Source organism: Halomicrobium sp. IBSBa (assembly GCF_017612575.1).
Classification (GTDB): Archaea; Halobacteriota; Halobacteria; order Halobacteriales; family Haloarculaceae; genus Halomicrobium.
This window is the reverse complement of sequence record NZ_JADPQC010000009.1, coordinates 63,268-87,425: the sequence shown is the minus strand read 5'-3', so window position 1 is coordinate 87,425 and position 24,158 is coordinate 63,268. Positions and strand designations below refer to the sequence as shown.

Sequence of the window (24,158 nt, the reverse complement as noted above, 5' to 3'; positions counted from 1 at the left end):
CGTACAGTTTGGTGAGCTGGGTGGTGTTCACGTCGGCGGTCTCGTAGGTCGTCTTCTCGATGGTGACGTTCTGTCGACGTTCCCCATCAGTGGTCTCGATCGACCGAATCTCGAAGGGAGTCGTCAGCTCGACGATCCGGTCGTCGGTGACCACGTACTGGGTGCCGGTGATGTTGGCCGGGTCGTAGGTGGTGTTCGTCTCGAACTGGCCGCTGTCGGGGTTCGTCTGGGACATCAGCACCCCGGTGTGGTCCCCGTCAGCCGTCGAGATGTCGAACCGACCGATCGAATCCATCGCCTCAGGACTGTTGGTCCCGAGCATGGTCAGTTGCGCGGCGGCCCAGCCCTGGTACTCGTCGCCGGGCGAGAACTCTTGACTGAAGACGTAGGGGTCGATCAGGTCGGAGTTGTTTATCTCGCCAGCCTGATAGGCGTCGTACGTGTTGGTAGCGATCGTATCGATATCCGAGTCAACACTCTGGCGCTGGGACTCGATAGCGTCGAAGCGGCTGGGATACGCCGAAAAGTTTAGATACCGCACGGGCTCGGGTGCAGTATCCGTCCCGTCGACGTGGATGCCTTCGATGACGACCTCGTAAATCGCAGCCGCGTCACTCGGGCTGGTGTCTGACCGGCCAGTCACCCGCTCGGTGCCCCGGAACGGGTCCCACGTGTAGGTTGCCGAGGTGTCGACACTGTGGTCCGTGACCTTGATATCGATAGTCTGGGCCGTCATAGTGGTTCCATTGGGGAGTGTCACCGAGGTAGTACCGTAGCCGACGATTTCGACGGGGCCGATATCGCCACCCTGGTCAGAGACTGCGACGCTGTGGAACGATTCACTGACGCCGGACTCCGACTCCGTGACATTTTCCAGATGTTTCGCGTGAGCAACGGCAGCGTTCCACTTTATCACGAGGTTCGCGTACTTGATGCTGTAGTAGTTCGCGTTCGCAGTTTTCGCCTCGGTCTTCGAGGCAGCCTCAGAGGCACCAGTGTTCAGCGCACGGATGTAGGCGTTTTTCGAGAGGATTCGCGCCTGCGTGGCCGTGTCTTCGAGATAGTTGTCGAGCGTCGTGTGGTAGATCTCGCTCGACGCCTGCTGATTCTGAGCGGACTGGTAGATGTCGAGTTTGACCTGTTCAGCGTCTGCGTTCGTCGTGTTCACCTCCGTGCTGCCGGGGAGCGTCCCGCACTCGACAACCTCGACGTATGGGTTAGTCAGCGAGCTGATCTGCTCGCCAGTGTCACATGTCAGGTCGCGGTCGCCGCCAGTCGATCCGATGAAATAGACGAGACTGACAGGCCTGTCGGAGCCTGAGCCAAACGAGGGAGAGCCGGTGCCGTGGACGGTGACTTCGAGAGTGACCGACTCATACGCCCTTTCGTTGTTGAACTGGATGATCTTCTCCGCGCCCGATCCGAGTCGCTGTCGGGCGAGCGTGACGTTGCTGCCGCCGGGGCCGTCGGTCGTGGAGACTTCGACGGTGAACTTGCCATCGATGTCCTGCTGGTTGACGATGACGTGTTCCGGATGGCCGTCGATTGTTTTCGAGTAGGTGTTATCCTGTGCGAGCGCGAGGCCGGCGGGGGCGATCGCCGAAGAGACGAGCAGGACAGCGATTAGGACCGCGCCGCGGTTCATGGCTCGCCTCCGTCGATGGCGACAGCGGTCTCGCCGACGGCATCGCGCACGTCCTGGTCGGTCGCGTCTTCGAGCTGGTCGTCGTCGGAGTCGTTGGTTCGGACGTGGTGGGCGGCGACGACGGCGGCGGCGAAGATCGTCGGAACGACGACGGGGAACGGCTGGCCGACGAGAGCTGAAGCGATCGTCGAGGCGGACACGCCGATGGTGCCGAGCAGGCCGTAGCCCAGGAGAGTATCGAGTTGCACGAGGATCACCCGAGGTAGCTGATGACGTAGTAGCCCGACGCCTCGACGGCGACGACGACCAGCCCAAAGGCGGCCGTGCCAGCGATGACTTCCTGGGCACCGAGGATGTTCAGCCCCGTGACCAGGACGAGGATCGCCGTGCCCACCGCGAGGTAGATCTCGACCGGCGCTTCACCGCGGGCGATGTTCGCGAGGTCAGTGTCCACTTCGTAGGACGTGCTCTTGCTCTCGTTGACGCGGTTCGTCGCGTACGCGCCGACGAGCGCGACGAGCGTCAGCAGGAACGCGAAGGTGATGTCCGTTCCCTGGACCGTCCAGACTGCCGCGCCGAGGTCGTTCCCCAGGATGTTGATCGTCGCGATTCCGTTCGTCACGAACGCGCTCGCGGCGAACACTGTGCCGAACAGCGCGTCTTCGATGTCGATCTTTCCGTACATGGTAGCACCCGGTCGCCGATTGCGACCGTGTTCGCCGGGTGCAGTCGACCTCCTAGAAAGCACCGAATCACGGGGTTCGCGGGACTCACCCGAGGATTAAAGTAACGAGACTGCAGGGCCGGCTGCATGGAGATGCGAAAACTCTCCCCGGCGGGCGGCTGTGTAACTGTCTCCATCCCGATCGACGACCTACGCGAGCGTGGGATCGTCGACGAGGATGGCGAGCTGAACGGCGACCACTGGGCGAAGGTCCAGAGCCTCGACGAGAACGACGAGGGCGACTATCGCTTAGAGTTGGTGAGTCCATGATCCGGGCCCGACCCCGTGGGGTTCGAGCCAGATGTATCGCCGATCCTCGATGTATGCACCTGTGGGCTGTGGGCCATGGGCCAAGGTGCATAGATTCGAGTCAGTCAGGTCGGCGGTTCGCACCGATCACGGCGACGCCCCGACCCCCGTTTATGAAGAACCACCCAGTCGCTCACTCGCGAACGACGCGATTCGACCCCCCGTACATACACCAGTTTAAACCATGACTCGACGGACTTCCCTCAAGATCACCGACGAACGGCAGCGACTCCTCGACAAAGCCAGCGCGATCGTCGCCAGCGACCCCCACGACGACCCACCGATGTCCGACGTACTCGATGCAGCGCTGACCCACCTCGTCGAGAGCGAGGCGAACGTCGACGACGCGCGGGTTCGGCGTGAGCTTCCGTCCGGTGTGGTCACGCGCGAGCAGTTGGAGGAGATCGCCGACGAAGTGGCCGGCGTCGCCCGGAAGGAAATCCAGGCGCTTTGGCAGGCGGCGCTGCTGGTCGAGGAGCGGGACCACAGCGAGATCGGGACCGACGACGTGGCCGATTCCTACGAGCGCGCACAGCGGTACATTCTGGAGCAGAATCTGGGATCGCTGCCGTTCCATCACCAGCTACTGTACGAGCTGATCCGTGTGGGCGGTGTGCTGACGGCTGGGGAGTTGCACGAGCGCTACGAGGCGGTGGCCGACGACGTGTACCGTGGGCGTGGGCTGACGCCGATCTCGGAGCGGTCGCGACGGCTGAAGCTATCGAAACTGGAAGATTACGAGTTGATCGAAATGGAAGGGGAGAATCAGCATCGACGATATACTGTGTGCGATGAGCGTGTGAAAGCCGCGATTGCCCTGAATTTGGTCCTTTAGCGAATCGGGTTGATGTACCTGGAAGAGGAGATTCCATAGCCTATCCGAACTAATAGGATGAAAGACACATAATCCAGAGTGGAAAGCAGCATGCTCCAGAGTTGTCCTGAGTGCGACACCAGTAATATCTACGAGCGACAAACGAAAGTACCCACATACCGCTGCAAAAACGGCCATACATTTGAGGAGCCAGAAACTCGGGAACACTACAATGTCAGTGGTGGGTACACTGAAAAAGAGCTGGTAAAGGAACTTCAGCGGCTGGCAGACGAGTTGGAAAGGTATCCACCCACAAAGACTGAAATGGACGAATACGGAGAATACTACGGACGAACTTATCAACTGAGATTTGGGAGTTGGTCCGAAGCTGTGAAAACGGCTGGATTCACTCCCAGAGATCCTATAGATGACCCCAAAGACCGACCTGACGGGTGTAGGCTCTGTAACACTGCAGACACAGGATTAGACTTTCATCACTGGAGATACGGCGATAATGAACTCGGTTGCTATCTTTGCAGAGAGTGCCACGATCAAATACATGAGGGAAAAGGTGGCAGACACAATACAGACTGGCTGAAACACTGTGTTACGAACACAGTTGAATTGCATTTGGAATCTGGAGGAAGCTCTGATCTAGCCACGATCAAGGAACAGTATAACTTCCCAGATATAGACGTGCTGATTAAGCAAACACTGGAAAACTATGGTGAATGAGAGTTCTTGGTACAGTTGTACGATCTTCTGGAGATGAAGTTGGTCTACCTATGCGAAGTGCCATTCTCCGTAATTATCTGATCTCCTTACTCTGCTGGCCTCATCATCGGCCAGCCGATGAAGAACCATCCGAACCCGGTGTTTCCATTCGTGCGACGCACTTCCACCATTACAAATATCTTCACAATCTATTTGATCATCACAGAGTGATGGGTACTCAGCTTTCACAGAGGGGTAGACCTCATCTGAAAGGCTTCGGGACCCACTATCGACACAAGCAAAATCGGTTTCGCCGAGACGGTGTTGCAACTCTTTGAGGTGGTTTGGCATTTCTGTCATTTGTATCCGCTGAGACTGGTTCTCAGCAGGTCAAATTCATTCTGGGGTATGTTAAGTCTTTTCCTGAAAATCCCGAATTCTCCACTCTTAGGCCGCTAGGAAGTTGTTTTACTAGTCAGGCCACTCCTAGGCCAGCCACTAGTTTGTCCTAGCCTAGTAGACTAGTGCGAAATCATGATAGCACATCTCCGCGAGTGCTCGCTCAATCCTAGCTCCCGGAAATTTGGCACCTATTTACCCCGAATCCACCCCTCGAACCGTCTGTATGCAGGACAGCATGGAGGTCGACAGTGGCGAGGAGGTGACTGTAGAACACATGAAGACCCTCTCCGGCGACGGTACACGCTTCGCGCCACGGAGTCTCCGGCGTCGCTCGTCCGCGTCACGCCCAGAAGCTCACCGGCGACACGGACGGCCCGCGGCCCACGTCGAGCGTCGCGGAAAAGACACGGCTGTCCCTCTCGGCAGGATCGGCGGCCGACGCCGGCCTCGGCGTGGTCCAGGCGGTCGACGCTGGTGGCTGACGACGCTGTCGAGTGGGAACGCCGGCACAGCGTCACGCGAACACTTATACTCGGATCTGACAAAGACGAGAGCGGATGATCCGGCTCGGAACGGGGCTGCTGTCGACCGCCGACGGCCAGTCGAGACTGCTCGTCGGCTCCGAGCCGGTGTCGCTGCTGCTGGTGTTGACCGCCGCAGTCGTCGGGATGGGCGTCGCGTTCTTGGTGTGGCTCCACCGGGATCGTCCCGGTGCGCCGCCGCTGGCCGTGTTCGTCACCACGGCCAGCCTGTGGTCGATGGCCGAAGGGCTGGAGCTCGCGGCTGCCGGGTTCGGAGAGATGCGTGCGCTCGCACAGGCGGAGTTGATCCTCTCGACGGTCATCCCGCTGGCCTGGCTGGTGACCGTGCTCGAATACACCGGCAGAGCGGAGTGGCTCACCCGTCGTCGGCTGGCGGGGCTGCTGGTAGAGCCGCTGCTCGTTACGGTCCTCGTCGTGACGGCACGTCGCCACGCGCTGGTCTGGCAGTCGACGGGAACGACCGTCTTCGGGAACACGAGCGTCTTCGCACCGACCTACGGAATCGCCTTCTGGGCACATCTGGCGTACTCGCTGGCGCTGGTCGTCGTCGGCGGCGTGTTGCTCGGGCGTCTCCTCGTTCGGTCGAATCGCCTCCACCGCTGGCAGAGCACTGCGCTGCTGGGCGCGATTGCCGTCCCGATGATCGTCCACGCGCTGTTCGTCCTCGACGCCCTCGACGTCGTCACCTCGGGGTTCGACCCGTCGAGCCTTGGCTACGTCGCCGCCGGCATCGTCCTCGCGGTGGGCATTCTCCAGCGCGAACTGTTCGACATCGGGCCGGTGACCAGAGAGATCGGTCGCGAAGTCGTCCTCGCCGAGATGAACGATCGGGTGTTGATCCTCGACGGCGAGGGCCGGATCGTCGACGCCAACGGTGCGGCCGAGACGCTGTTCGAGGGATCGCGCGACGACGTGCTCGGGAACACACTCGCGACGGTGCTCCCCGATCTGGCCACAGCGCTGCCCGACACACCCACGGAGGGGCGGCTCGAACTACCCCTGGAGAGCGAGGGGGAAGTCAGGTACTACGACGTTCGCATTGCCGGACTGTCCCGCGCCTACGGCGTCCTCTCGGGGCAGGTCGTCAGCCTCCGCGACGTGACCGAGCGCCGACAGCGAGAGCAGCAACTCGACGTGCTCAACCGGCTCCTGCGGCACAATCTCCGCAACGACCTGAACGTCGTTCGGGGGAACGCCGAGCTGCTCGGAGCGACCGTCTCGGGTGAGGAACACGACCGGATCGACCGGATCACGTCGACGACCGACGATCTCGTGGCGACCAGCGACAAGATCGGTCAGATCGCCGACGCGGTCGAACGCGACGAGCGATCGCCGATCGAGCTGTGCTCGGAGCTCAACGCCGTGGTTCGCGACGTTGAACCACGGTTTCCGGACGGAACGGTCACCGTCGACTGTCCCGAACCGCTCACCGTCACGGCCGGTTCGTCGCTGTGGACCGCGCTCGAAGAACTCCTCGATAACGCCCTCCGCCACGGTGGCGACGCACCGACCGTCACGGTGCGCGTCGCCGAGAACGTCGCCGATCGACAGGTCCGTCTCGACGTGATCGACGACGGGCCAGGGATCGACGAGGCTGAGATCGCTGCGGTGACCAGCGGCGAGGAGACGGCGCTGCACCACGCGTCCGGGGTCGGACTCTGGCTCGTGACGTGGGTCGTGCGTGGCTACGGCGGCACGATCGACTTCGCCGTCGAGGACGGGACGACCGTCACCGTCCGACTGCCGCGGGCCGACGACGAGACGCGTGGTGTGACCGAATCGCGGTGATCCCACGGACTTTTGTCCGGTCGCACTGTCGCGAACCCATGGGCTACCACATCGTCGACCCGGCCGACCTCGACCCGGAACCGGACCGCCCCTCATACTGCCGGCTGTAACTTCGTGACGAGCTTCGCCACTCCGGGGGTGGCGAAATCGGTCACAGATGTACAGCCGGTAGTGTCAGAGATGAAGTACGTCAGCGAAGCCACAGACCTCGATCACATCGGCCTGCGGACCTACCGCGTCGAACCCGGCCAGTTCTTCGTCGCCGAGCCGGGTAGTCCCCACCGCGCGCACGTCGCCGCCGACGCCGACGGGGAGTGTCGCCTGCTCGGGATGGGCGCACCGCCACAGAGCGACGGCCACAGCTACGAGGTGTCCTGAGTTCACGGAATCCCGGCGGCGAGCACCATCCCGACGTACCCGACCACGGCGAGCGGGAGTCCGACGTGTATCAGCCGGCGACTGTTCCGTGCGAACTGGCACAGCGCCTCGGGACCTCGTTCGGCGAGGACGACGGCTTCCAGAGAGTCGCTCCCCGCGGCCCGACCGAACACGGTGACGGTGTCGCCGGGTGCGAGCACGCGCTCTATCTCGTCACCGTCGACTTGGCCGGTGAGGAATCCGGGACTCGCGTCGGTCGGGTCGACTCGGACGGCCCCGTCCGACCCGGTGAGATCGAACGGGACCGCACGCCGCTCTGTGGCGACCAGTGCCTGTCCCCGAGCCGACGCCACCTGCTCTTCTACGGCACCGAATCCGGGGCACTCGCCGCGCTGGACGACCAGCGCCGGGCTCCCGTCCGACGCCGAAACGACCAGTCCGTCTCGACAGGGTTCTGCCACACCGTCGACGAGTACGTGGCCGCTGGCGGGGACCCTGGCGGGCGTCACCTCGTCGGCTGCGTTGATCGCCGTCGCCAGCCGATACTGTCGACCGCCGTACGCAGTCGCTCCGGCACCGACGAGAAAGAGCGTCCAGGCGAGGTGGTACGTGTCGAGACCGGCGTAGTGGGGGGCCGCCGCCGGGTCCCCGAGGACGTACGTCGTCCCGATACCGACGACGACGAGCGCCCCGCTCGTGCCGTAGACGACCGTCCGTCCTCGGTCTTCGAACAGGTACCGGGCAATTCGCCAGTCGCGTCGATACTCGACGGCGACAAAGACAGCCGCGATCAGGCCTACCGGAAGGAGAAACTCCCACAGGAGGTGTTCGATCACGATTTCTGTTCACCCTGGTTCGGAGAGAGGGCGGCGTTGGCCACTCCTCGCAACGCGACGAGTGGCCGCATCCGACCCGCGTGTTACTCGCCGTCGGCCTCGCTCTCTCGCCGCATCGCGATCTCGAACCACGGACACAGACGGAGCTGTCGGTAGAACTTCGGGTTCTCCTGGAGGTCCTCGTAGGACACCCAGAGCAGACCCCCGACCTCCTCGGGATCTCGGTCCAGCGAGGTGTCGGTCAGCGTCGCCTGCAGGACTGTACAGACCTCCCACTCGACGCCGGCGTTCTCGTAGTAGCGCTTGTACTCGAAGCGGTCTGTCTTCTGGAGATCGTCGTACTGGTCGGGCGTAATCCCGAGTTCCTCTTCGAGGCGCTGGCGGGTGGCTTCCTCCTGGCTCTGGCCCTCGACCGGGTGGGACGCGACGGTGCCGTCCCAGTGAGTGTCCCACAGACGCTTGTCGTGAGCGCGCTGGGCCAGCAGAATCCGCCCCTCCTCGTCGAACAACAGCGCCGTGAACGCGCGGTGGCGGATGCCGTCGCCCGTGTGGGCATCGAGACGGTTGGCCGTCCCCTGTTTCTCGTCGTTCGCGTCGACGGCGATCACGTCCTGGAGCGCGTTCTCGTGTTCCACGTCGTCGTCCATGTCTGGGGTCTCGGCGGAGTCGCTCTTACTCCCTTCGGCTGCGTCGCTCATACCGGTGGCTCTCGGCAGGCACTCTTTGCTGCTTCGGTTGCGGGACGGATCAAGAACGTGAGGCGTCGGCTTCGTCCCCGTCGGCGAGGCGAACAGCGCCAGAGAGCTCGTGCTGGGTCGTCTCGGTCAGGTCGATCCCGGCGGCACGGAACCGCTCGTGGACCGCCCGGAGAAACTGGGACTGGACGGTGGCGCGCTGGCTGCGGTCGGCGCGGTCGAGCCAGATCGTCGAGAATCAGCCCCACCTCGCCGGATGCTCCAGTGAACGGCACTATCCGAGCCGTTCGTCGAGAATCAGCCTCGTCTTCGTGCTCACGACTTCCTCCAGCTCTCGGGCCTGTGTAATCAGTTCGTTGACGCCGCCGGTGTCGGCGCAGTCGACCACGAGTACGATGTCCTCCTCTCCCGACACCTGCCAGACGAAGTCGACTTCGGGCCACTCGGCCATGAGGTCGGTGACTGCGTGCGTGTCGACGTTGACGTCGACGCTGACCTCGATCATCGCTTTGACGTTGCCCGTCTGCGTAGCGATGGTGAAGCGCTCGATGATCCCCTCGTCGATCAGCCGCTCGACGCGGTTTCGGACGGTGCCCTCGGAGGTTCCCACCTCGTCGGCGATCTCCGTGTACGGCGTTCGGGAGTCCCGCCGGAGGATGCCCATGATCTCGCGGTCGAGGTCGTCCATTGAGGTGTGACGCTTGTCGCGGTCCCTACTTGAGGATTACGAAAATCGTAACTCGACTTCGAAAGCAACCCTTATCAGCCCGAACTATGTACGTATCTCGTAATGGCTGACGCATACGTCGCGATCGAAGGTGAGCGTGTCGTCGAGGCACGTTCGCGCGCACCGGGCACCGCACGTGGCGAACTGGTATTTACGACCGCGTACACGGGCTACGAGGAGAGTCTGACCGACCCGTCCTACGAGGAGCAGGTCCTCACGTTCTCCTATCCCCTGATCGGCAACTACGGCGTCCGCGAAGAGCGATTCGAGTCCGATCGAGTCCACCCCCGCGCCGCCGTCGCTCGCGAGATGACCGACGACGTGGCCGAGTGGCTCGAAAGCGAGGGCGTCCCGGCCGTCGACCACCTCGACACCCGCGACGTCGTCACGGAGATCCGCGACGAGGGTGCGATGAAGTGTGGGATCTCGGCCGGTCCCGACGCCAGCGAGGAGAAAGCGCTCGAACAGCTCGCCCAGTGTGAGCACATGTCCGACCACACCGACATCGGCGCACAGGTCAGCGTCGACGAGGCAGAGACCCACAACGAAGCCGGCGACGGGCCGACGGTCGCGCTCGTCGACTGTGGCGCGAAGGGGTCGATCGTCTCGTCGCTGGTCGAACGCGACGCCACCGTCCACGTCCTGCCCTACGACACGACGCCGGAGACGGTCGACGAACTCGACCCGGACGTGCTGTTTATCTCGAACGGCCCCGGCGACCCGGTGAACTTCGAGCAGGCCAACGAACTCGTCGCCGAGAAGGTCGGCGACGTCCCCCTCGCGGGCATCTGTCTGGGCCAGCAGGTCGTCGCCAACGCCCTGGGTGGGGACACCGAGAAGATGGAGTTCGGCCACCGCGGCGTCAACCAGCCCGTGCGTGACCTGCGCAGCGGGCAGGTCGTCATGACCACCCAGAACCACGGCTACACGGTCGCCGACCCCGGCGAGAAACTCGACGTGACGCAGGTCAACGTCAACGACGACACGCCCGAGGGACTGGAGAACGACGACCTCGACATCATCACCCGCCAGTACCACCCCGAGGCCAACCCCGGCCCCAACGACTCGCTGGACTTCTTCGACGACGTGCTGGCGCTGGCAGAGGAGTAATACGACCGGCTGTAAATCTGTGAACGATTTCGCCACCCTGGGGTGGCGAAGATCTTCACGAAGTGACAGCCGGCAATAAGCGACCGGCTGCTCCGTCGTTCAGATCGGTTTTGATCGATGGCTAGCTCTTTAACGGTGGACTCTCTCTCCCCCGGTAATGGTTGCTGGCGACATCGACTGGCGGGCGCGTGCGAGCGCCGACCCCGCGTTGACGGGGGTACTCGCGGTGACGGTGCTGGCGCTGGTGGCGCGACTCGTCGACCTGGGGGGACGCATCGCACACTTCGACGAGGGGAGAGTGGCCTACTGGGCGCTGGAGTACGCCGAGACGGGGTCGATCTCCTATCGCTACATCGTCCACGGGCCGCTGGTCCAGTACGTCGACGCCGCCCTGTTCCAGTTGCTCGGGACCGGCGACGCCGTGATGCGACTCCCCGTCGCCGTCTTCGGCGGCCTGTTGCCGCTGTCGGCGCTGCTCTTTCGGGACCACCTCCGTGACAGCGAAGTGGTCGCGCTGGCGATCGTACTGGCGGCCAATCCGGTCTTGCTGTACTACTCGCGGTTCTTCCGGAGCACGCTGCTGGTCGCGGGCTTCGTCTTCGTTGCCTTCGGTCTCGCGGTGCGGGCCTACGACACGCGACGGGTCCGCTACGTCTACGGCGTCGCCGCGCTGTTCGGGCTCGCGCTCGCGGCCAAGGAGAACGCCGTCGTCTACGCCATCGTCTGGGTCGGCGCGACCGCGCTCGTCGTCGACCAGCTCTTCTTCGCCGAGCGGGGCGAGGAACGCGGTCTCGACCTCGCAAAGCGGTACTGGGATCGGCTCGTGGCCCGTGGGCGATCGCTCGGCCCGGCCGGCGTCGGTCGCTACGCCGGCCACCTCGTCGGAGCCGTCGCCGTCTTCGGACTGGTCGTCGTCTTCTTCTTCGCGCCGCGTAACCCCGCGGACGGCGTCGGACTCTGGTACGCGATCGGACACCCGAGTTCGCTCCCGGCGGTGGTCGACGCCACGGTCGCGGATCTCACCGAGGGCTTCGAGTACTGGTTCGGCGGCACCTCCGATCCGGGCTGTCACAAGGACAACCTCGTCGACGGCTACGCCTGCTTTCTCGGACGGTTCCTCGAAACACTGCTCGTGGCTGCTCTGCCGCTGTCGGTGCTGGCCGTCGGCGGGTTCCTGATCGAGCGGTACAGCGCGGTCCGTCCGCGTCCCGTCGTGCTCTTTGCCAGCTACTGGGGGTTCGTCTCGGTGGCCGGCTACCCGCTGGGGACCGACATCTACGGGGCCTGGATCACGGTCAACGCGCTGGTGCCACTGGCGATCCCGGCGGCGGTCGGGCTGGCGTACCTCTACCGGCTGGGTCGGACCGCCTTCGACGAGGACGACACGGTGTCGACCTCGCTGGTCGGGGTCTTGCTCCTCGTCCTCACCGCCCAGGTCGCCGTGACGGCCGGCGGACTCGTCTACGAATCGCCGGCCGCGGCGGACAACAACCTCGTCCAGTACGCCCAGCCGACCGACGACTTCCGGCCGGTGCTGGCCGCCGCCGCCGAGGCCGACACCGACGGGACGGACGTGCTGATCTACGGCTCGGAGCTCGCGGCCCCGCGTGGCGTCAGTCCACAGGAGCCAAGCTGTGGCGATCTCGGAGAGCTGTTGCCCCTCCAGTGGTACCTCGCGAAACACGACCTGAACGCGTCGTGTGAGGCCAACCCGGCGACCGTCGAAGCCGATCGCCCGCCCGTCGTCGTCGCACGGGGCGACAACGCGACGGCGCTCGAAGCACGGCTGTCGGGATACACGGCCGAGAGCTACCAGTTCCGTGCCTCCGGCGGGGCGACGACGTTCTTCGTCCGAGAAGACGTGAGCGAGCCGGAGCCTACCCTTCGACGCCCGTGACCTCGTACCCCGCGTCCCGCAAGGTCTCGAGGATCGCGGCCTGATCGGCGCTCGCCTCGTAGTAAAACACGATGTCGAAGCTCCCGTCGCGCAACAGCTGTTGGCACTCCCAGACGAACTCCTCGCCGTCGATGGTGAGCCCCTGGTGCTGGTTCGAGGAGAAGTCGGCGTCGTCGTTGCCCGAGTAGACGTAGGTGTCTTTCGGGTCGTGGCCGGCGTGCTCGGCGATGACGTTGCCCGCTTCCAGGGTCGTCTCCATCATCTCGATGTCGTCTTGCCCGTCGAGGTCAGTGTGAACGATCGTACCGTTCAGTTCGATCTCGCCGGGTTCGAGCAGTGCCTTCGTGCGTCGATAGAGGTCTTCGTCGAGTGTCTCCGCGCCCATACGACTCACTCGTCTGTCGGCACTAATACGACTCACGATTCGCGGCTGCGACCCCGCCGTATCGTTCGTCTCCGGCGGTTTCGAGACATGGTGCTCCCGAACGTCTTCGGTCGCCGGACGGACGTAGCAGCGGCCGGTGCCGTCGCTGTCGCGATGGAAAGCGGAGAACTCGACTGCAGCGTGAGCTTACAGTCGCGTCAGGTTCTCGGCTCGCGGACCCTTGTCCGCTTGCACGATGTCGAACTCGACTTCCTGCCCCTCTTCGAGGTCGGGACCGCCGATGTCCTCCATGTGGAAGAACACGTCGTCGTCAGCGTCCTCCGTGTCGATGAATCCGTAACCGCCCGTGTCGTTGAAGAAGTCTACAGTACCTTGCGCCATTGTGATCACAGCCGGGTGAGGTTTTCCGCACGCGGACCCTTGTCCGCTTGCACGATGTCGAACTCGACTTCCTGGCCCTCTTCGAGGTCAGGACCGCCGATGTCTTCCATGTGGAAGAAGACGTCCTCGTCGGCGTCTTCTGTGTCGATAAACCCGTAACCGCCAGTGTCGTTGAAGAAGTCAACCGTACCGGTCGCCATTGCACGTATTTAGAGGTGGTTCTGCTATTAAAACCCACCGGTTATTTCGACTGATCTCACGGGACAGATTCGAGACGGCCGGTCGAACGGCCCGACGGAGCGGCCGCGGCGGGCGACAGATCGCAAAACTCATGCCCGTCGGGTTTGTCGAATGACACGATGCTACAGCGGGCACGAGCACTTGCGCAATCGGCCTACGAGCGGCTCCTCGAACGCGAACTCTCCGACGCACCCAGTCACGTCGCCGTCATTCAGGACGGCAATCGCCGCTACGCCCGCGAGCAGGGTGCCGAAACCACGGAGGGCTACACCGAAGGAGCGGAAACGACGGAAGCCCTTCTACACTGGTGTGACGAACTCGGAGTCGACGAAGTGACGCTCTACACGTTCTCGACGGAGAACTTCGACCGACCGAAGGAACAGCGAGAACACCTCTTCGATCTCATCGAACAGAAGCTCACGGCCTTCGCCGACGCCGACCGCGTCCACGACAACGAGGTGCGGATCCGCGCCATCGGCGAGACCGACATGCTTCCCGAGCGCGTACGGGACGCCATCGACTACGCCGAGGACCAGACCGCCGAATACGATCGACTCCACCTCAACGTCGCGCTGGCCTACGGCGGCCGCGCGGAGCTACTGGGCGCGACGCGGGACATCGCTCGCTCGGTCGACGACGGGCACCTCGACCCCGCCGCCGTCGACGCCGACACCATCGAGGGGCGACTCTACGAGGGGCCGACCCGCGACGTCGACCTGATCGTCCGAACCGGCGGCGACGAGCGCACCTCGAATTTCCTCCCCTGGCACGCGAAGGGCAACGAGGCCGCGGTCTACTTCTGTGCCCCCTACTGGCCGGAGTTCCGGAAGATCGACTTCCTGCGGGCGATCCGAACCTACGAGCACCGCGCGGCGTCCTGGCGTCGCACGCGCGCCCGCCGCGCGCTGACACTCGTCCGGGCTCTCGGTCCCGAGGCGTCACAGGCCCGGCGGATCCTCGGTCGCTTCCGTGACGCGCTCACTCGCCAGGAACGGGAGGCCGTCGAAGACGACGTTGACGTGGTCGCGGACTGAGACGGCTTTTCGGACCGACTTCCGAGCGATCGTCTCTCCAATACGCGGTTCGCCGTCCCCTACCGCCCGAATCGGCGCTGTCGGTCCTGGTAGTCCCTGAGCGCCCGGAGGTAGTCCCGCTCGCCGAAGTTCTGCCAGTTCACGTCCGTAAAGTACAGCTCGGAGTAGACGGACTGCCAGATCATGAAATCCGAGAGTCGTTCGGCCCCGGTCTTGACGACCAGGTCCGGCGCGGTCGGGAAGACCAGTTCCTCCTCGACGACGCTTTCGTCGATCTCGTCGGGGGCGAGATCGCCGTCGTCGACCGACTGAGCGATCGAGCGGACGGCGATGGCGAACTCGTGTTTGCCACCGAGCCCGATCGAGACGCCGATCGGGGCGTCTGCCGGATCGTCGTCGTCGGGTCCGCGAACGGCGACCTCGCGAGGGGCACGCAGGGTCCGCAACTCCGACTCGATCGTCGGGACGACCCCCTCGTCGAGGACGCTGACGTAGACGACGATCCGGTCGGCTCCGAACTGCACTGCCAGGTCGAAGAACCGCTCCAGAGTCTCGTAGGCACCGTCGACGAGCAGATCGCGCTCCGTGATGACGAGGGCGACTGTCTCGGGGAGCGCCGCGTCGCTCAGCTGGAGGCGGGCAGCGAGATACCGGTCGTAGATGGCCACGCAGAGCCGTAGCGCGTCGGCCGGCGTAATTCTTCGGATCGGCGAGACCCACCGAGGGTCGCCCGTCGACTGCCATCCGACGGCCGGTCGCCGAGTTCGGAAAGGGTAAGTGCCTCTCTACGGTACCAGCGTGACGTGACATCTGCTGTCCGGCGGGCCGTCGGGTTCGCGCTGGTCGGGGCCGTGGCGCTCCTCGTGCCACTCGTCGACGGCGTCGAACCGCCGTGGCTGGCGACGGCGCTCGCGATCGCTCCGTTCGTGGGGATCGCGGCGCTCGCACTGACCGTCGTCGACGACGGTCCGTTGTTCGAGCTGTTCGCCAGGCCGGGCGACCGCGAGGACCAGACCCTGTACGGGCTCGCTGGCTTCGCCCTCTCGATCGCCGGGCTCTCGCTGCTCGCCCTCCAGTTCGGGCTCCCGATGTGGGTGTTCGTCGCCAGCGTGTTCGTGCTGGCCGGTGGGAATCTCGGCACGCGGCTGGTCGAGCGCGCGACCGCCGATCCAGTGGCCGCGACTGCCGGGTTCGTGACGGCGGGGTTCCTGGCGGCGACCGCCGGGAGTGCCGTCTCGGCGATGCTGGCCGGCCGAGCGCTGACGAGTCAGTTCCTCGCGCTGCTTGCCTTCTACGCGATCAGCGGCGCGCTGCTGGCCGCACTGTTGCGTGCAGTCCTGTTCGAGCGTGACGACCCGCTGGTGTTGTTCTCGATCGGACTGTTGCTGTGGCTGTTCTCCGATCTCCCCCTGCACGACGTGACGGCGGGGCGTATCGCTCTCGCGCTGGGCGTGACGGTCGTCCTCGGCTACGTCTCCTACGCGCTCGATACGGCGTCGCTGCCGGGGATGCTCACCGGCGTCTTCCTCGGCCTCCTGACGATCGTCCTCGGTGACTTCCGGTGGTTCGCCATGCTCATCACCTTCTTCGGGCTCGGTGGTCTGGCGACGAAGTTCCGCTACGACGAGAAGCTCGACCGCGGCATCGCGGAGGAAAACGAGGGTGCTCGGGGCAGCGGCAACGTCCTGGCGAACTCCATCGTCGCGCTCGTGGCCGTCCTCGCCGCGGCGGCGAGCCCGAGCCACACCGGCATCGATCCGATGTTGCTGCTGTACGCCTTCGCGGGCGCGGTCGCCGCCGCGATGAGCGACACCTTCTCCAGCGAGTTTGGCGGTCTCTACGACAATCCGCGGCTAATCACGACGCTTCGGCGCGTCGAACCCGGCACCGACGGCGGCGTGACCTGGCAGGGTGCCGTCGCCGGGCTGGTCGGCTCGGGCATCGTCGCCGGCATCGCTGGCGGCCTGTTCGCGGACATCGGAGCCGTCGGCGCGCTCGTGATCCTCGGTGCCGGCTTCCTCGGCATGCTGGTCGACAGCCTCCTCGGGGCGACGATCGAGGGCGAGACGGTCGGCAACCAGAGCGTGAACCTGCTGGCCACGCTGGCGGCGGCGGTGGCCGGCGGACTCGCCTTCCAGTTCGTGCTATGATCCGCGAGGGCCAGCCCGACGACTGGCCCCGGCTGCGCCGCATTCAGGCCGCGACGCTGTCGGACCCGTGGCCGGAGCTACTGGAGCTGTCGCTCGGCGAGCCGTCGCTGGTCCTGGTTCTGACCGTCGACGAACCTATCGGCTACGCGCTCGTCGTCCCCGACGACGGGGTCGCCTACGTCGCGGAGTTCGCGATCGCACCCGACAGACAGGGCGAGGGCAACGGGAGCCGCCTGATGCGGGCACTGCTGGAGCGACTGGCCGAGCACGGAATCGACACGGTGCGGCTCACCGCGCGGGCCGACGCCGAGCGCGTCCACGCGTTCTACCGTGGGTTCGGGTTCACCGTCGTCGAGGAGATACCGGACCACTACGACGACGCCGACGGCCTGGTGTTCGAGCGGTAGCTACAGGTCCTCGATCGTCCGCACGCGGACCGCCGTCGGCTGTTTGACGAACTCGCCTCTCTGTCGGGCGACGATCTCGTCGACGCCCCGCTGGGCCGCCACGTCGAGGAGTCGCTGGGAGAGGGTGTCGTCGAGGACGACCGCCGTCGGGATCTGATCGGCCCCCTCGACGAGCGCGAACGCCTCGCTCGCGGGACCTTCCCCGAGGACGTTCGCCTCGTCGTCGAGCAGCCGGACGGTCCCGGTGCCTTCGGTGACGACCGCCTGTGCGTGTGCCGCCACCGTCGACGACGACGCGTCGTCGCTTGCGTCCCCGCCGCCGTCGTCGGGCTCGCCGGGTGAGCGCTCGGCGGCCTCTGGCGACGGTTGGCCGTCGGCCTCGGGGCTCACGGGTTCGACCGTCTCGGACGAGGCCGACGCCGCGTCGGCGGTCCCGACCTCGGCGTCGACGTCTCGGCCGCCGGAGGTGACTGCGCGTGGCTCGTCGGGCTCGTCCTCGGACGCCTCGGGCGTCGCCGCGATCGGGGCCGGGCTCCCCTCGTCGACGGCCTCGTAGGGGACCTTGTCCCGTAGCGCCGCGAGAATCTGTGAGCGCGAGAGGTCCTCGACGCACGTGCCGGCCGGCGCGAAGGCGACGTGATCGACCGCACCGACCTGTGCCAGCTCCTTCAGGATCAACTCGCCGCCGCGGTCGCCGTCGAGGAACGCGGTGACGGTCCGCTCGCGGCTCAGGTCGGCGATCGCCTCGGGCACGTCCGTCCCCTCGACGGCGACGGCATTTTTGATGCCGAACTGGAGCAACTGGAGCACGTCGGCTCGCCCCTCGACGACGATGATGGCGTCGCTCTCGGCGACGCGTGGGCCGGCGGGCAGTCCCTCGTACTCGGTGATGTCCTCGACGCGGAGGCGCTGGCGGACCTCTTCGACGATGTCGTGGGAGGTGATCGCCTCGGCCTCGAAGTCTGCGAGCAGCTCCGTGGCTCGTTCGACGACCTCGCGGCGCTTCGCGTGCCGGACGTCTTCGAGGTCGGTGACGGTGACGGTCGCACGGCACGGTCCGACCCGCTCGATCGTCTCCAGCGACGCCGCGAGGATCGCCGTCTCGACGCGGTCGAGTCCGCTCGCGATCGTGATCTCGCCGAAAGACTGTCCCCCTTCCGAGGTCACTTCGACGTCGACGCGCCCGACTTTCGACCCCTCCTGTAGCTCCCGGAGGTCGAGCTCGTCGCCGAGCAGCCCTTCGGTCTGTCCGAAGACTGCGCCGACGACGTCGTTGCGCTCGACGACGCCGTTCGCGGTAAAGTCTGCGTGGATGAGATATTTCGTAGAGTCCTGCATTCCTGGATTCCAGTTGCCGGGAAATCGACCCCGTATTCGTGTCGAAAAGACGTTCGATTGGCCGCCTGAAATAGCTGCCGACCGGCCTCCGTCGGGCTGGGGGTTGCCCCCGTCTACCGGACTGCCTCGGAGAGTACGTCCGCGCCGTTTGCCAGCGCCGTCACGGGATCGTCGGGGTCGTCGTTCTCGAAGACGGCCCATTCGGCGTCGATCTCTCGGGCGGCCCTCGCGACGGCGTCGACGGCGAGGTCGCCCTCGCCCAGTGGGGGCGCGGCCTCGCTGTCGAGGTGGACGTCCTTGAAGTGGACCAGCGAGATGCGGTCGGCGTATCGTTCGAGGAGAGCGACGGGGTCCGCGCCGCCGTACAGCGCCCACCCGGCGTCGACCTCGAACGTGAGGTCGTCGCTGGACCGGTCGACGAGCAGATCGAAGGCCACGCCCTCGTCGGTCTCGACGAACTCCTGGTCGTGGTTGTGGTAGTGTAGTTGCATCCCGCGGTCTGCGACCGCTCCGGCCAGGTCAGAGAGTCGGTCGGCCGTCGCCTCGACCGCCTCGACCGTCTCGAACTGGTCGGGATCGAGCCACGGCACGACGATGTCCTCGTACCCCAGCGCCTCGGCGGTCTCGACGACGCCGTCGAGGTCGTCTTCGAGAGCCTCGATCCCGACGTGTGCGGCGGCGGCGACGAGACCGGCGTCTTCGAGGGCCTGACGGATCTCTGCGGCGGGCTCCTCGTCGACGCGGTAGGCGAACTCGACGCCGTCGAACCCGGCGTCACCGACGCGGGCGAGCACGTCGAGGATCGACTCGTCGATCTCGCGGAGCGTGTACAGCTGGATTGCGGTCTGCATGCGTCGGCGTTGCGGACGTGCCCTCAAATAGCTACGGCCACGTTTCGACCGAACTTGGCCGTCTCAACTGCGATCGTCGCCGGCCCTTCCCGACGCTCCCCACGACGACTGGTCGAACAGAATTTCTCTTCAACCACCCGGATCGAATAGCCGTTATCCCTATGTTGGTCCAGTTGCAAGCCAGCACAACGATGTGGGACGGCTCGAACTGGACACGCAGTCGCTTCGAAGCGCTCGGGTGGGCACTCGCTGCGCTCGCGGTGGCGGCACTGGCGGTCCCGTGGTTCCTCTGGCGAGACAGCACTGTCGTCGCCGGGCTGCCGCTGTGGATCTGGTGGCACGTCGGCTGGATGGGGCTGGCGTCGGTCGCCTTCTACGCGTTCACCCGCTACGGCTGGGGCGTCGGCGTCGAGAGCGCGGATCCAGCGGCGACCGAGGCTCCGGGGGCGAGTCGCGATGACTGACACGGCGATCCAACTGGGCATCGTCGGCGGCTACATGGTGCTGGCGGCGGCTATCGGCGTCGTCGCCTACCGCTTGACCGACCGCACGGCGGAAGACTACTACCTCGCCAGCCGGACCTTCGGCACGGTCGTCCTGCTGTTCACGACGTTCGCGACGCTGCTGTCGGCGTTTACCTTCTTCGGGGGCCCCAACCTCACCTTCGCGCAGGGTCCCGAGTGGCTGCTGGTGATGGGGCTGATGGACGGGATCATCTTTGCCGTCCTCTGGTACGTGCTGGGGTACAAGCAGTGGCTCGTCGGCCAGCGCCACGGCTACGTCACGCTCGGGGAGATGCTGGGCGATCGCTTCGGATCGCGTCTCCTCCGCGGGCTCGTGGCGGCGATCAGTCTCTTCTGGCTCTTTCCCTACGTGATGCTCCAGCAGAAGGGTGCCGGGCAGGCGATCGTCGGGCTGACCGACGGCGCGGTCCCGTTCTGGGTCGGTGCCGGCGGCATCACGCTCTTTATGATCGTCTACGTCGCCGTCTCGGGGATGCGCGGAGTCGCCTGGACCGACACGCTCCAGGGCATCGTCATGCTCGGGCTCATCTGGGCGGCCGTCGCCTGGATCCTCTCGGCGGTCGGCGGCCCGTCGGCTGCGACGGCGCGTCTCGCCGAGACCGACCCCGAGTTCCTCGCACTGGGCGGGGGCCTGTACACGCCGGAGTACATCCTCTCGACGGCGATCTCCATCGCCTTCGGCGTGACGATGTTTCCCCAGATCAACCAGCGGTTCTTCGTCGCCCGCTCCCAGAAAGTGCTCAAGCGGACGCTGGCGCTGTGGCCCGTCCTGGTGGTCCTGCTGTTCGTCCCTGCGTTCATGCTCGGTGCGTGGGCCGCCGGCCTGGGCGTCACCGTCCCGGAGAACGGCAACGTGATTCCCGCGGTGCTCAACGAGTACACCGCCGGGTGGTTCACGGCGGCCGTCGTCGCCGCGGCCCTGGCCGCGATGATGTCCTCCAGCGACTCGATGCTGCTCTCGGGCGCGTCGTATCTCACCCGCGACCTCTACCGGCCGGTGACCGACCTCGCAGACGAGGAGCTGACGCTGCCGGCCCGCACGTCGCTGGTCGGTCGCGTCCGCCGCTCGCTGCTCGGGCTGGCCGTCTCGATCGGCCGCCTGCTTCGATCAGACCAGGACCGCGAGGCGCTGCTCGCACGCGCGGGGGTCGTCGTCTTCGCGACGCTCTCGTTCGTCGCCAGTCTCTCCGCGCCGGGGACGCTCGTCCAGATCGGCGACACCGCCTTCGGCGGGTTCGCCCAGCTCGCCCTCCCGGTGATCGTCGCGCTGTACTGGTCCCGGACGACTCGCTGGGGGATGTACGCCGGCATCGGCGGCTCGCAGCTGTTCTACCTCGCCAGCGTCTTCCTCTCGGGTGTGCCCCAGAGCTACCTCGGTGGCTGGTCGGCCAGCGTCGTCTGCATGGTGCTGGGACTGGCCCTGACCGTCGGCGTCTCCCTCCTGACGAGTGCGTCCCCCGGCGAGGACGCCAGCCTGTACAGCGTCTCGGGCGTCGACGGCGACTGATACTGCCAGCTGTCACTGTTTCATACTGCCGGCTGTCACTTCGTGACGAGCTTCGCCACCCCAGGGTGGCGAAATCGGTCACAGATGTACAGCCGGTAGTAGCAAGCGATTCGCGACTACGGGGTCGCAACATTCGTGACAGACGGACAGCCGGCAGTATGACGACCGGTCGTCCGAGACCCATAGGTGAAGATACAAGAGCGTCGAACCCGACAATCCGAGTATGGACGCAACGGACAACGTTGGCGGCCGTGATCGGATCGTACGCGCGCTACTGGCGGTCGTGCTGAGTGTCGCAGCGCTTCGCTCGCTGCGGAACGGCAAGCGACTGCGCGGTCTGCTCGCCGGGATCGGCGCACTCGTCTTCGGCTTCAACGCCACGACGAAGTACTGTGGGCTCAACGACGCGCTCGGCGTCGACACGACCGGCGACGAGGTCACCGTCGACATCGACGAACTGCGAGGCGAGGACACGGAGACTGTCGTCGAAGACGCGTCCGAGGGCAGTGGGCTCACCTGTGCCGACTGTGGCGAGCCGATCGTCCCCGGTGAACGTCGCGGCCCCGACGAGAGCGGCGAAATCGTCCACGATCGCTGTCACTGAGTTTGCAGACGCTTCACAGACGGACAGTCGACGAAGTACAGTCGTTCTGGTAGTTCGGACTCACGATCGATAACTAGAGACGGGATTTTTTGTGTTAGCTCTACAGAACCACCGACTATGGGGTCGTCTCGATCCGATCGTGCCGTTTCACCGGTCGTGGCGAACGTCCTGTTGGTCGCGGTCGTCGTGATCCTGGCCGCGACCGTCTCGGTGTTCGCGCTCGGGTTCGCCGAGGAGACGACCAAGCCGGGACCCGTCGTCGGCCAGTCCAGTGGCACGCTCGAAGCGAACACCGTGGGAGACGGCAACGGTATCGTCCGGCTCACTCACGTCGCGGGCGACAGGATCCCGGTCCCTGAGATGGAGGTCGCCGTCGACGCGACCGACGCCTGCGGCAAGAAGGGGCGGCTGGTGAACCTCCCCGTAGACCGGTACAGCGGCAAGGCGATCGGTCCCGGCAACATCGAGGGCGACGACATCTTCGACGAGCGGTCGTACAACAGCGGCGGCACGCCCGACGAGAACGCGATCCACGGATCGGAGTACACGGCCAGCGATCAGATCGCGTTCCGCATCCCTGATACGGACTGTACGATCGAGGAAGGCGAAGAGATCACCGTCCGCGTCGTTCACACGCCGACGGCGTCGGTTCCGATCACGAAGACGTTGACCGCGACGAGCCAGTGACGCTTTGCACTCCGGCGACGGGTCCGGACTCCGTCTCACACTGCCGGCTGTCACTGTTTCACGATATTCGCCACCCCGGGGTGGCAAAATCGTTCACAGATGTACAGCCGGTCGTATCAGTCCCGGCGGTGGACGGTCATCTCGACTGGCCCGTCCGGACGGAGCGTGATCGACGGGGCAAAGGAGAGGTCGTCGTGGGGTTCGACGGTCCAGTCCTGTGCGACGGTCGCCAGGACGAGACGGGCTTCGAGCATGGCGAACCGGTCGCCGATACAGCGACGGGGGCCGCCCCCGAAGGGGAAGTACCCGAACTTCGGGATCGACCGCTCGAACTCTCCGCTCCAGCGCTCCGGGCGGAACGACAGCGGCTCGTCGTAGATGCGATCGTCGTGGTGGATCACCCAGGGGTGCATCGTGACCGTCGTTCCTGCGGGAATCTCGTAGTCACCGAGCGTGTCGGGTTCGGTGGCTTCCCTGACCAGTTCCCAGACCGGCGGATAGCGTCGCATACTCTCCTTGATCGTCTGCTCGGTGTACGGAAGATCGTCGAGATCGCCCATCGTGGGGAGCCGTCCACCGAGCACGTCGTCCAGTTCCGCCTGCAACCGCTCGCGCTGCTCGGCGTTGCGCCCGAGGAGGTGCAACGCGTAGGTCAGCGTCAGCGCGGTGGTCTCGTGTCCGGCGAGGAGGATCGTCACGATCTCGTCGCGGACGCGTTCGCGCGTGATGTCTTCACCCTGTGCGGCGAGGAGCATCGAGACGACGTCGTCGCCGCCGTCTGCCTCGTGCTTCTCGACGATCCGGTCGGCGACGTCGTCGAGCGTCTCGAGGGCGTCCCGATAGCGGCGGTTCTCCGGCGTCGGAACCCAGTCGGGGGCGTGGTACGGCCGTTCGGCGTAGTCCATCACCGCTTCGAGCGCGTCGCTGATGGCCGCCTGTTCGTCGCGGATGTCCACGTCGAACAGTGCATCGGCGGCGATCTCGACGGTGAGATGCATCATATCCTCGTGTACGTTGCGCGTCTCACCGTCGGACCACGAGTCGAGCAGTCGCTCGATACCGTCGGTCATCTGCTCGGAGTACGCCTCCAGCATCTGCGGGTGGAAGGCCGGTTGGACTCGGTGGCGCTGGTCGCGCCAGGCACTGCCCTCGCTGGTGAGCAGTCCCTCGCCCAGCGCGTCACCCAGTGCCTCCTGAAACAGTTCGCCTTTGATGTAGGACTGGTTGTTCTGGACGAGGACCTGTTCGACGAGTTCGGGGTCGCTGATCTGGTAGATCGTAGTTCCAGCGACCTCGAAGGAAGCAACCGGCCCGTACTCCTCGGCCGTGTCGGTGACGAATCGGAGGCGGTCGTCGGCGAACTCGAAGGTGCTGCCGACGATCGGGTAGCCGCTGGGTCCGGGTGGCGTGTCGGTGTGGTTCGTCGTTGCCATTGTATCCCGAATATATGGGGGCAGTGTCAATCGGTG

The 24,158-nt window shown here is 65.2% G+C and carries 27 protein-coding genes; 14 read left to right on the top strand and 13 right to left on the bottom strand.

What is annotated here, in order from left to right; translation table 11 throughout:
- The 3 genes from IL252_RS16295 to IL252_RS16285 form a co-directional block, all read right to left on the bottom strand.
- Positions 1-1,645 (bottom strand): hypothetical protein (locus IL252_RS16295; protein WP_208628878.1); only part of this gene is annotated, 1,645 nt, incomplete at its 3' end.
- Positions 1,642-1,902, bottom strand: a complete 261-nt coding sequence (locus tag IL252_RS16290; RefSeq protein ID WP_208628877.1) for a hypothetical protein — start codon at positions 1,900-1,902, stop codon at positions 1,642-1,644. The genes IL252_RS16295 and IL252_RS16290, both read right to left, overlap by 4 nt.
- Positions 1,899-2,330 (bottom strand): hypothetical protein, encoded by a 432-nt coding sequence (locus IL252_RS16285; protein ID WP_208628876.1) that lies wholly within the window; start codon positions 2,328-2,330, stop codon positions 1,899-1,901. The genes IL252_RS16290 and IL252_RS16285 overlap by 4 nt, the downstream gene beginning before the upstream one ends.
- 126 nt (positions 2,331-2,456) lie before the next feature.
- Between IL252_RS16285 and IL252_RS16280 the strand changes: the two genes are divergently transcribed.
- The 5 genes from IL252_RS16280 (at position 2,457) to IL252_RS16260 (ending at position 7,316) form a co-directional block, all read left to right on the top strand.
- Positions 2,457-2,639, top strand: coding sequence for a hypothetical protein (locus IL252_RS16280; protein ID WP_208628875.1), 183 nt, complete (start codon positions 2,457-2,459; stop codon positions 2,637-2,639).
- Between the two features lie 223 nt (positions 2,640-2,862).
- Complete coding sequence (locus IL252_RS17670; RefSeq protein WP_244257300.1) at positions 2,863-3,513, top strand: hypothetical protein; 651 nt, start codon at positions 2,863-2,865, stop codon at positions 3,511-3,513.
- A 78-nt stretch (positions 3,514-3,591) separates the two neighbouring features.
- Entirely contained in the window at positions 3,592-4,227 is a 636-nt protein-coding gene (locus IL252_RS16270; RefSeq protein WP_208628874.1) for a homing endonuclease associated repeat-containing protein, read from the top strand.
- A 938-nt stretch (positions 4,228-5,165) separates the two neighbouring features.
- Entirely contained in the window at positions 5,166-6,938 is a 1,773-nt protein-coding gene (locus tag IL252_RS16265) for a histidine kinase N-terminal 7TM domain-containing protein (protein ID WP_208628873.1), read from the top strand.
- Between the two features lie 180 nt (positions 6,939-7,118).
- Entirely contained in the window at positions 7,119-7,316 is a 198-nt protein-coding gene (locus tag IL252_RS16260) for a hypothetical protein (protein ID WP_208628872.1), read from the top strand.
- Between the two features lie 2 nt (positions 7,317-7,318).
- On the opposite strand, the gene IL252_RS16255 is transcribed toward IL252_RS16260, so the two are convergent.
- The 3 genes from IL252_RS16255 to IL252_RS16245 form a co-directional block, all read right to left on the bottom strand.
- On the bottom strand, positions 7,319-8,152 hold the full coding sequence (locus tag IL252_RS16255; RefSeq protein WP_208628871.1) for a hypothetical protein: 834 nt from the start codon (positions 8,150-8,152) through the stop codon (positions 7,319-7,321).
- An 83-nt stretch (positions 8,153-8,235) separates the two neighbouring features.
- Positions 8,236-8,850 carry an isopentenyl-diphosphate Delta-isomerase gene (idi, locus tag IL252_RS16250; protein WP_153552653.1) on the bottom strand — a complete coding sequence of 205 codons (615 nt, stop codon included), beginning with the start codon at positions 8,848-8,850 and terminating at the stop codon, positions 8,236-8,238.
- 271 nt (positions 8,851-9,121) lie between these two features.
- Positions 9,122-9,535, bottom strand: coding sequence for an Lrp/AsnC family transcriptional regulator (locus IL252_RS16245; RefSeq protein ID WP_018257790.1), 414 nt, complete (start codon positions 9,533-9,535; stop codon positions 9,122-9,124).
- Between the two features lie 102 nt (positions 9,536-9,637).
- On the opposite strand from IL252_RS16245, the gene carA reads away from it, so the two are divergent.
- Together carA and IL252_RS16235 are read left to right on the top strand one after the other, a co-directional pair.
- Positions 9,638-10,684 (top strand): glutamine-hydrolyzing carbamoyl-phosphate synthase small subunit, encoded by a 1,047-nt coding sequence (carA, locus tag IL252_RS16240; protein ID WP_208628870.1) that lies wholly within the window; start codon positions 9,638-9,640, stop codon positions 10,682-10,684.
- A gap of 157 nt (positions 10,685-10,841) precedes the next feature.
- Entirely contained in the window at positions 10,842-12,581 is a 1,740-nt protein-coding gene (locus tag IL252_RS16235; RefSeq protein ID WP_208628869.1) for a flippase activity-associated protein Agl23, read from the top strand.
- On the opposite strand, the gene IL252_RS16230 is transcribed toward IL252_RS16235, so the two are convergent.
- From IL252_RS16230 to IL252_RS16220, 3 genes are all read right to left on the bottom strand, one after another.
- Entirely contained in the window at positions 12,562-12,966 is a 405-nt protein-coding gene (locus IL252_RS16230; RefSeq protein WP_208628868.1) for a DUF5778 family protein, read from the bottom strand. The genes IL252_RS16235 and IL252_RS16230 overlap by 20 nt on opposite strands.
- 186 nt (positions 12,967-13,152) lie before the next feature.
- Positions 13,153-13,347 (bottom strand): cold-shock protein, encoded by a 195-nt coding sequence (locus IL252_RS16225; RefSeq protein ID WP_015762510.1) that lies wholly within the window; start codon positions 13,345-13,347, stop codon positions 13,153-13,155.
- Between the two features lie 5 nt (positions 13,348-13,352).
- Entirely contained in the window at positions 13,353-13,547 is a 195-nt protein-coding gene (locus tag IL252_RS16220; RefSeq protein ID WP_015762509.1) for a cold-shock protein, read from the bottom strand.
- Positions 13,548-13,706: 159 nt separating this feature from the next.
- Here IL252_RS16220 and uppS point away from each other — a divergent pair, with 159 nt between their 5' ends.
- Complete coding sequence (uppS, locus tag IL252_RS16215) at positions 13,707-14,621, top strand: polyprenyl diphosphate synthase (protein ID WP_153552657.1); 915 nt, start codon at positions 13,707-13,709, stop codon at positions 14,619-14,621.
- Positions 14,622-14,680: 59 nt separating this feature from the next.
- Here the strand turns inward: uppS and IL252_RS16210 are convergent, their stop codons facing one another.
- On the bottom strand, positions 14,681-15,289 hold the full coding sequence (locus IL252_RS16210) for an undecaprenyl diphosphate synthase family protein (RefSeq protein ID WP_208628867.1): 609 nt from the start codon (positions 15,287-15,289) through the stop codon (positions 14,681-14,683).
- 135 nt (positions 15,290-15,424) lie between these two features.
- Between IL252_RS16210 and IL252_RS16205 the strand changes: the two genes are divergently transcribed.
- Together IL252_RS16205 and IL252_RS16200 are read left to right on the top strand one after the other, a co-directional pair.
- Positions 15,425-16,771, top strand: coding sequence for a DUF92 domain-containing protein (locus IL252_RS16205; RefSeq protein WP_208628866.1), 1,347 nt, complete (start codon positions 15,425-15,427; stop codon positions 16,769-16,771).
- Positions 16,768-17,178 (top strand): GNAT family N-acetyltransferase, encoded by a 411-nt coding sequence (locus tag IL252_RS16200; RefSeq protein WP_170093638.1) that lies wholly within the window; start codon positions 16,768-16,770, stop codon positions 17,176-17,178. Before IL252_RS16205 ends, IL252_RS16200 begins: the two co-directional genes overlap by 4 nt.
- Here IL252_RS16200 and dnaG read toward each other — a convergent pair whose 3' ends face one another.
- Entirely contained in the window at positions 17,179-18,516 is a 1,338-nt protein-coding gene (gene dnaG / locus IL252_RS16195; protein ID WP_208628865.1) for a DNA primase DnaG, read from the bottom strand.
- Between the two features lie 113 nt (positions 18,517-18,629).
- Positions 18,630-19,367 (bottom strand): sugar phosphate isomerase/epimerase, encoded by a 738-nt coding sequence (locus IL252_RS16190; protein ID WP_208628864.1) that lies wholly within the window; start codon positions 19,365-19,367, stop codon positions 18,630-18,632.
- A gap of 191 nt (positions 19,368-19,558) precedes the next feature.
- On the opposite strand from IL252_RS16190, the gene IL252_RS16185 reads away from it, so the two are divergent.
- The 4 genes from IL252_RS16185 (at position 19,559) to IL252_RS16170 (ending at position 22,689) form a co-directional block, all read left to right on the top strand.
- Positions 19,559-19,831, top strand: coding sequence for a DUF3311 domain-containing protein (locus IL252_RS16185; RefSeq protein ID WP_208628882.1), 273 nt, complete (start codon positions 19,559-19,561; stop codon positions 19,829-19,831).
- Complete coding sequence (locus IL252_RS16180; protein WP_208628863.1) at positions 19,824-21,398, top strand: sodium:solute symporter; 1,575 nt, start codon at positions 19,824-19,826, stop codon at positions 21,396-21,398. The genes IL252_RS16185 and IL252_RS16180 overlap by 8 nt, the downstream gene beginning before the upstream one ends.
- A gap of 223 nt (positions 21,399-21,621) precedes the next feature.
- On the top strand, positions 21,622-22,002 hold the full coding sequence (locus IL252_RS16175; protein ID WP_208628862.1) for a DUF2892 domain-containing protein: 381 nt from the start codon (positions 21,622-21,624) through the stop codon (positions 22,000-22,002).
- Positions 22,003-22,119: 117 nt separating this feature from the next.
- Positions 22,120-22,689 (top strand): type IV pilin, encoded by a 570-nt coding sequence (locus tag IL252_RS16170; protein WP_208628861.1) that lies wholly within the window; start codon positions 22,120-22,122, stop codon positions 22,687-22,689.
- 116 nt (positions 22,690-22,805) lie between these two features.
- Here IL252_RS16170 and IL252_RS16165 read toward each other — a convergent pair whose 3' ends face one another.
- Entirely contained in the window at positions 22,806-24,122 is a 1,317-nt protein-coding gene (locus IL252_RS16165) for a cytochrome P450 (RefSeq protein WP_208628860.1), read from the bottom strand.
- Positions 24,123-24,158: the final 36 nt, after the last annotated feature.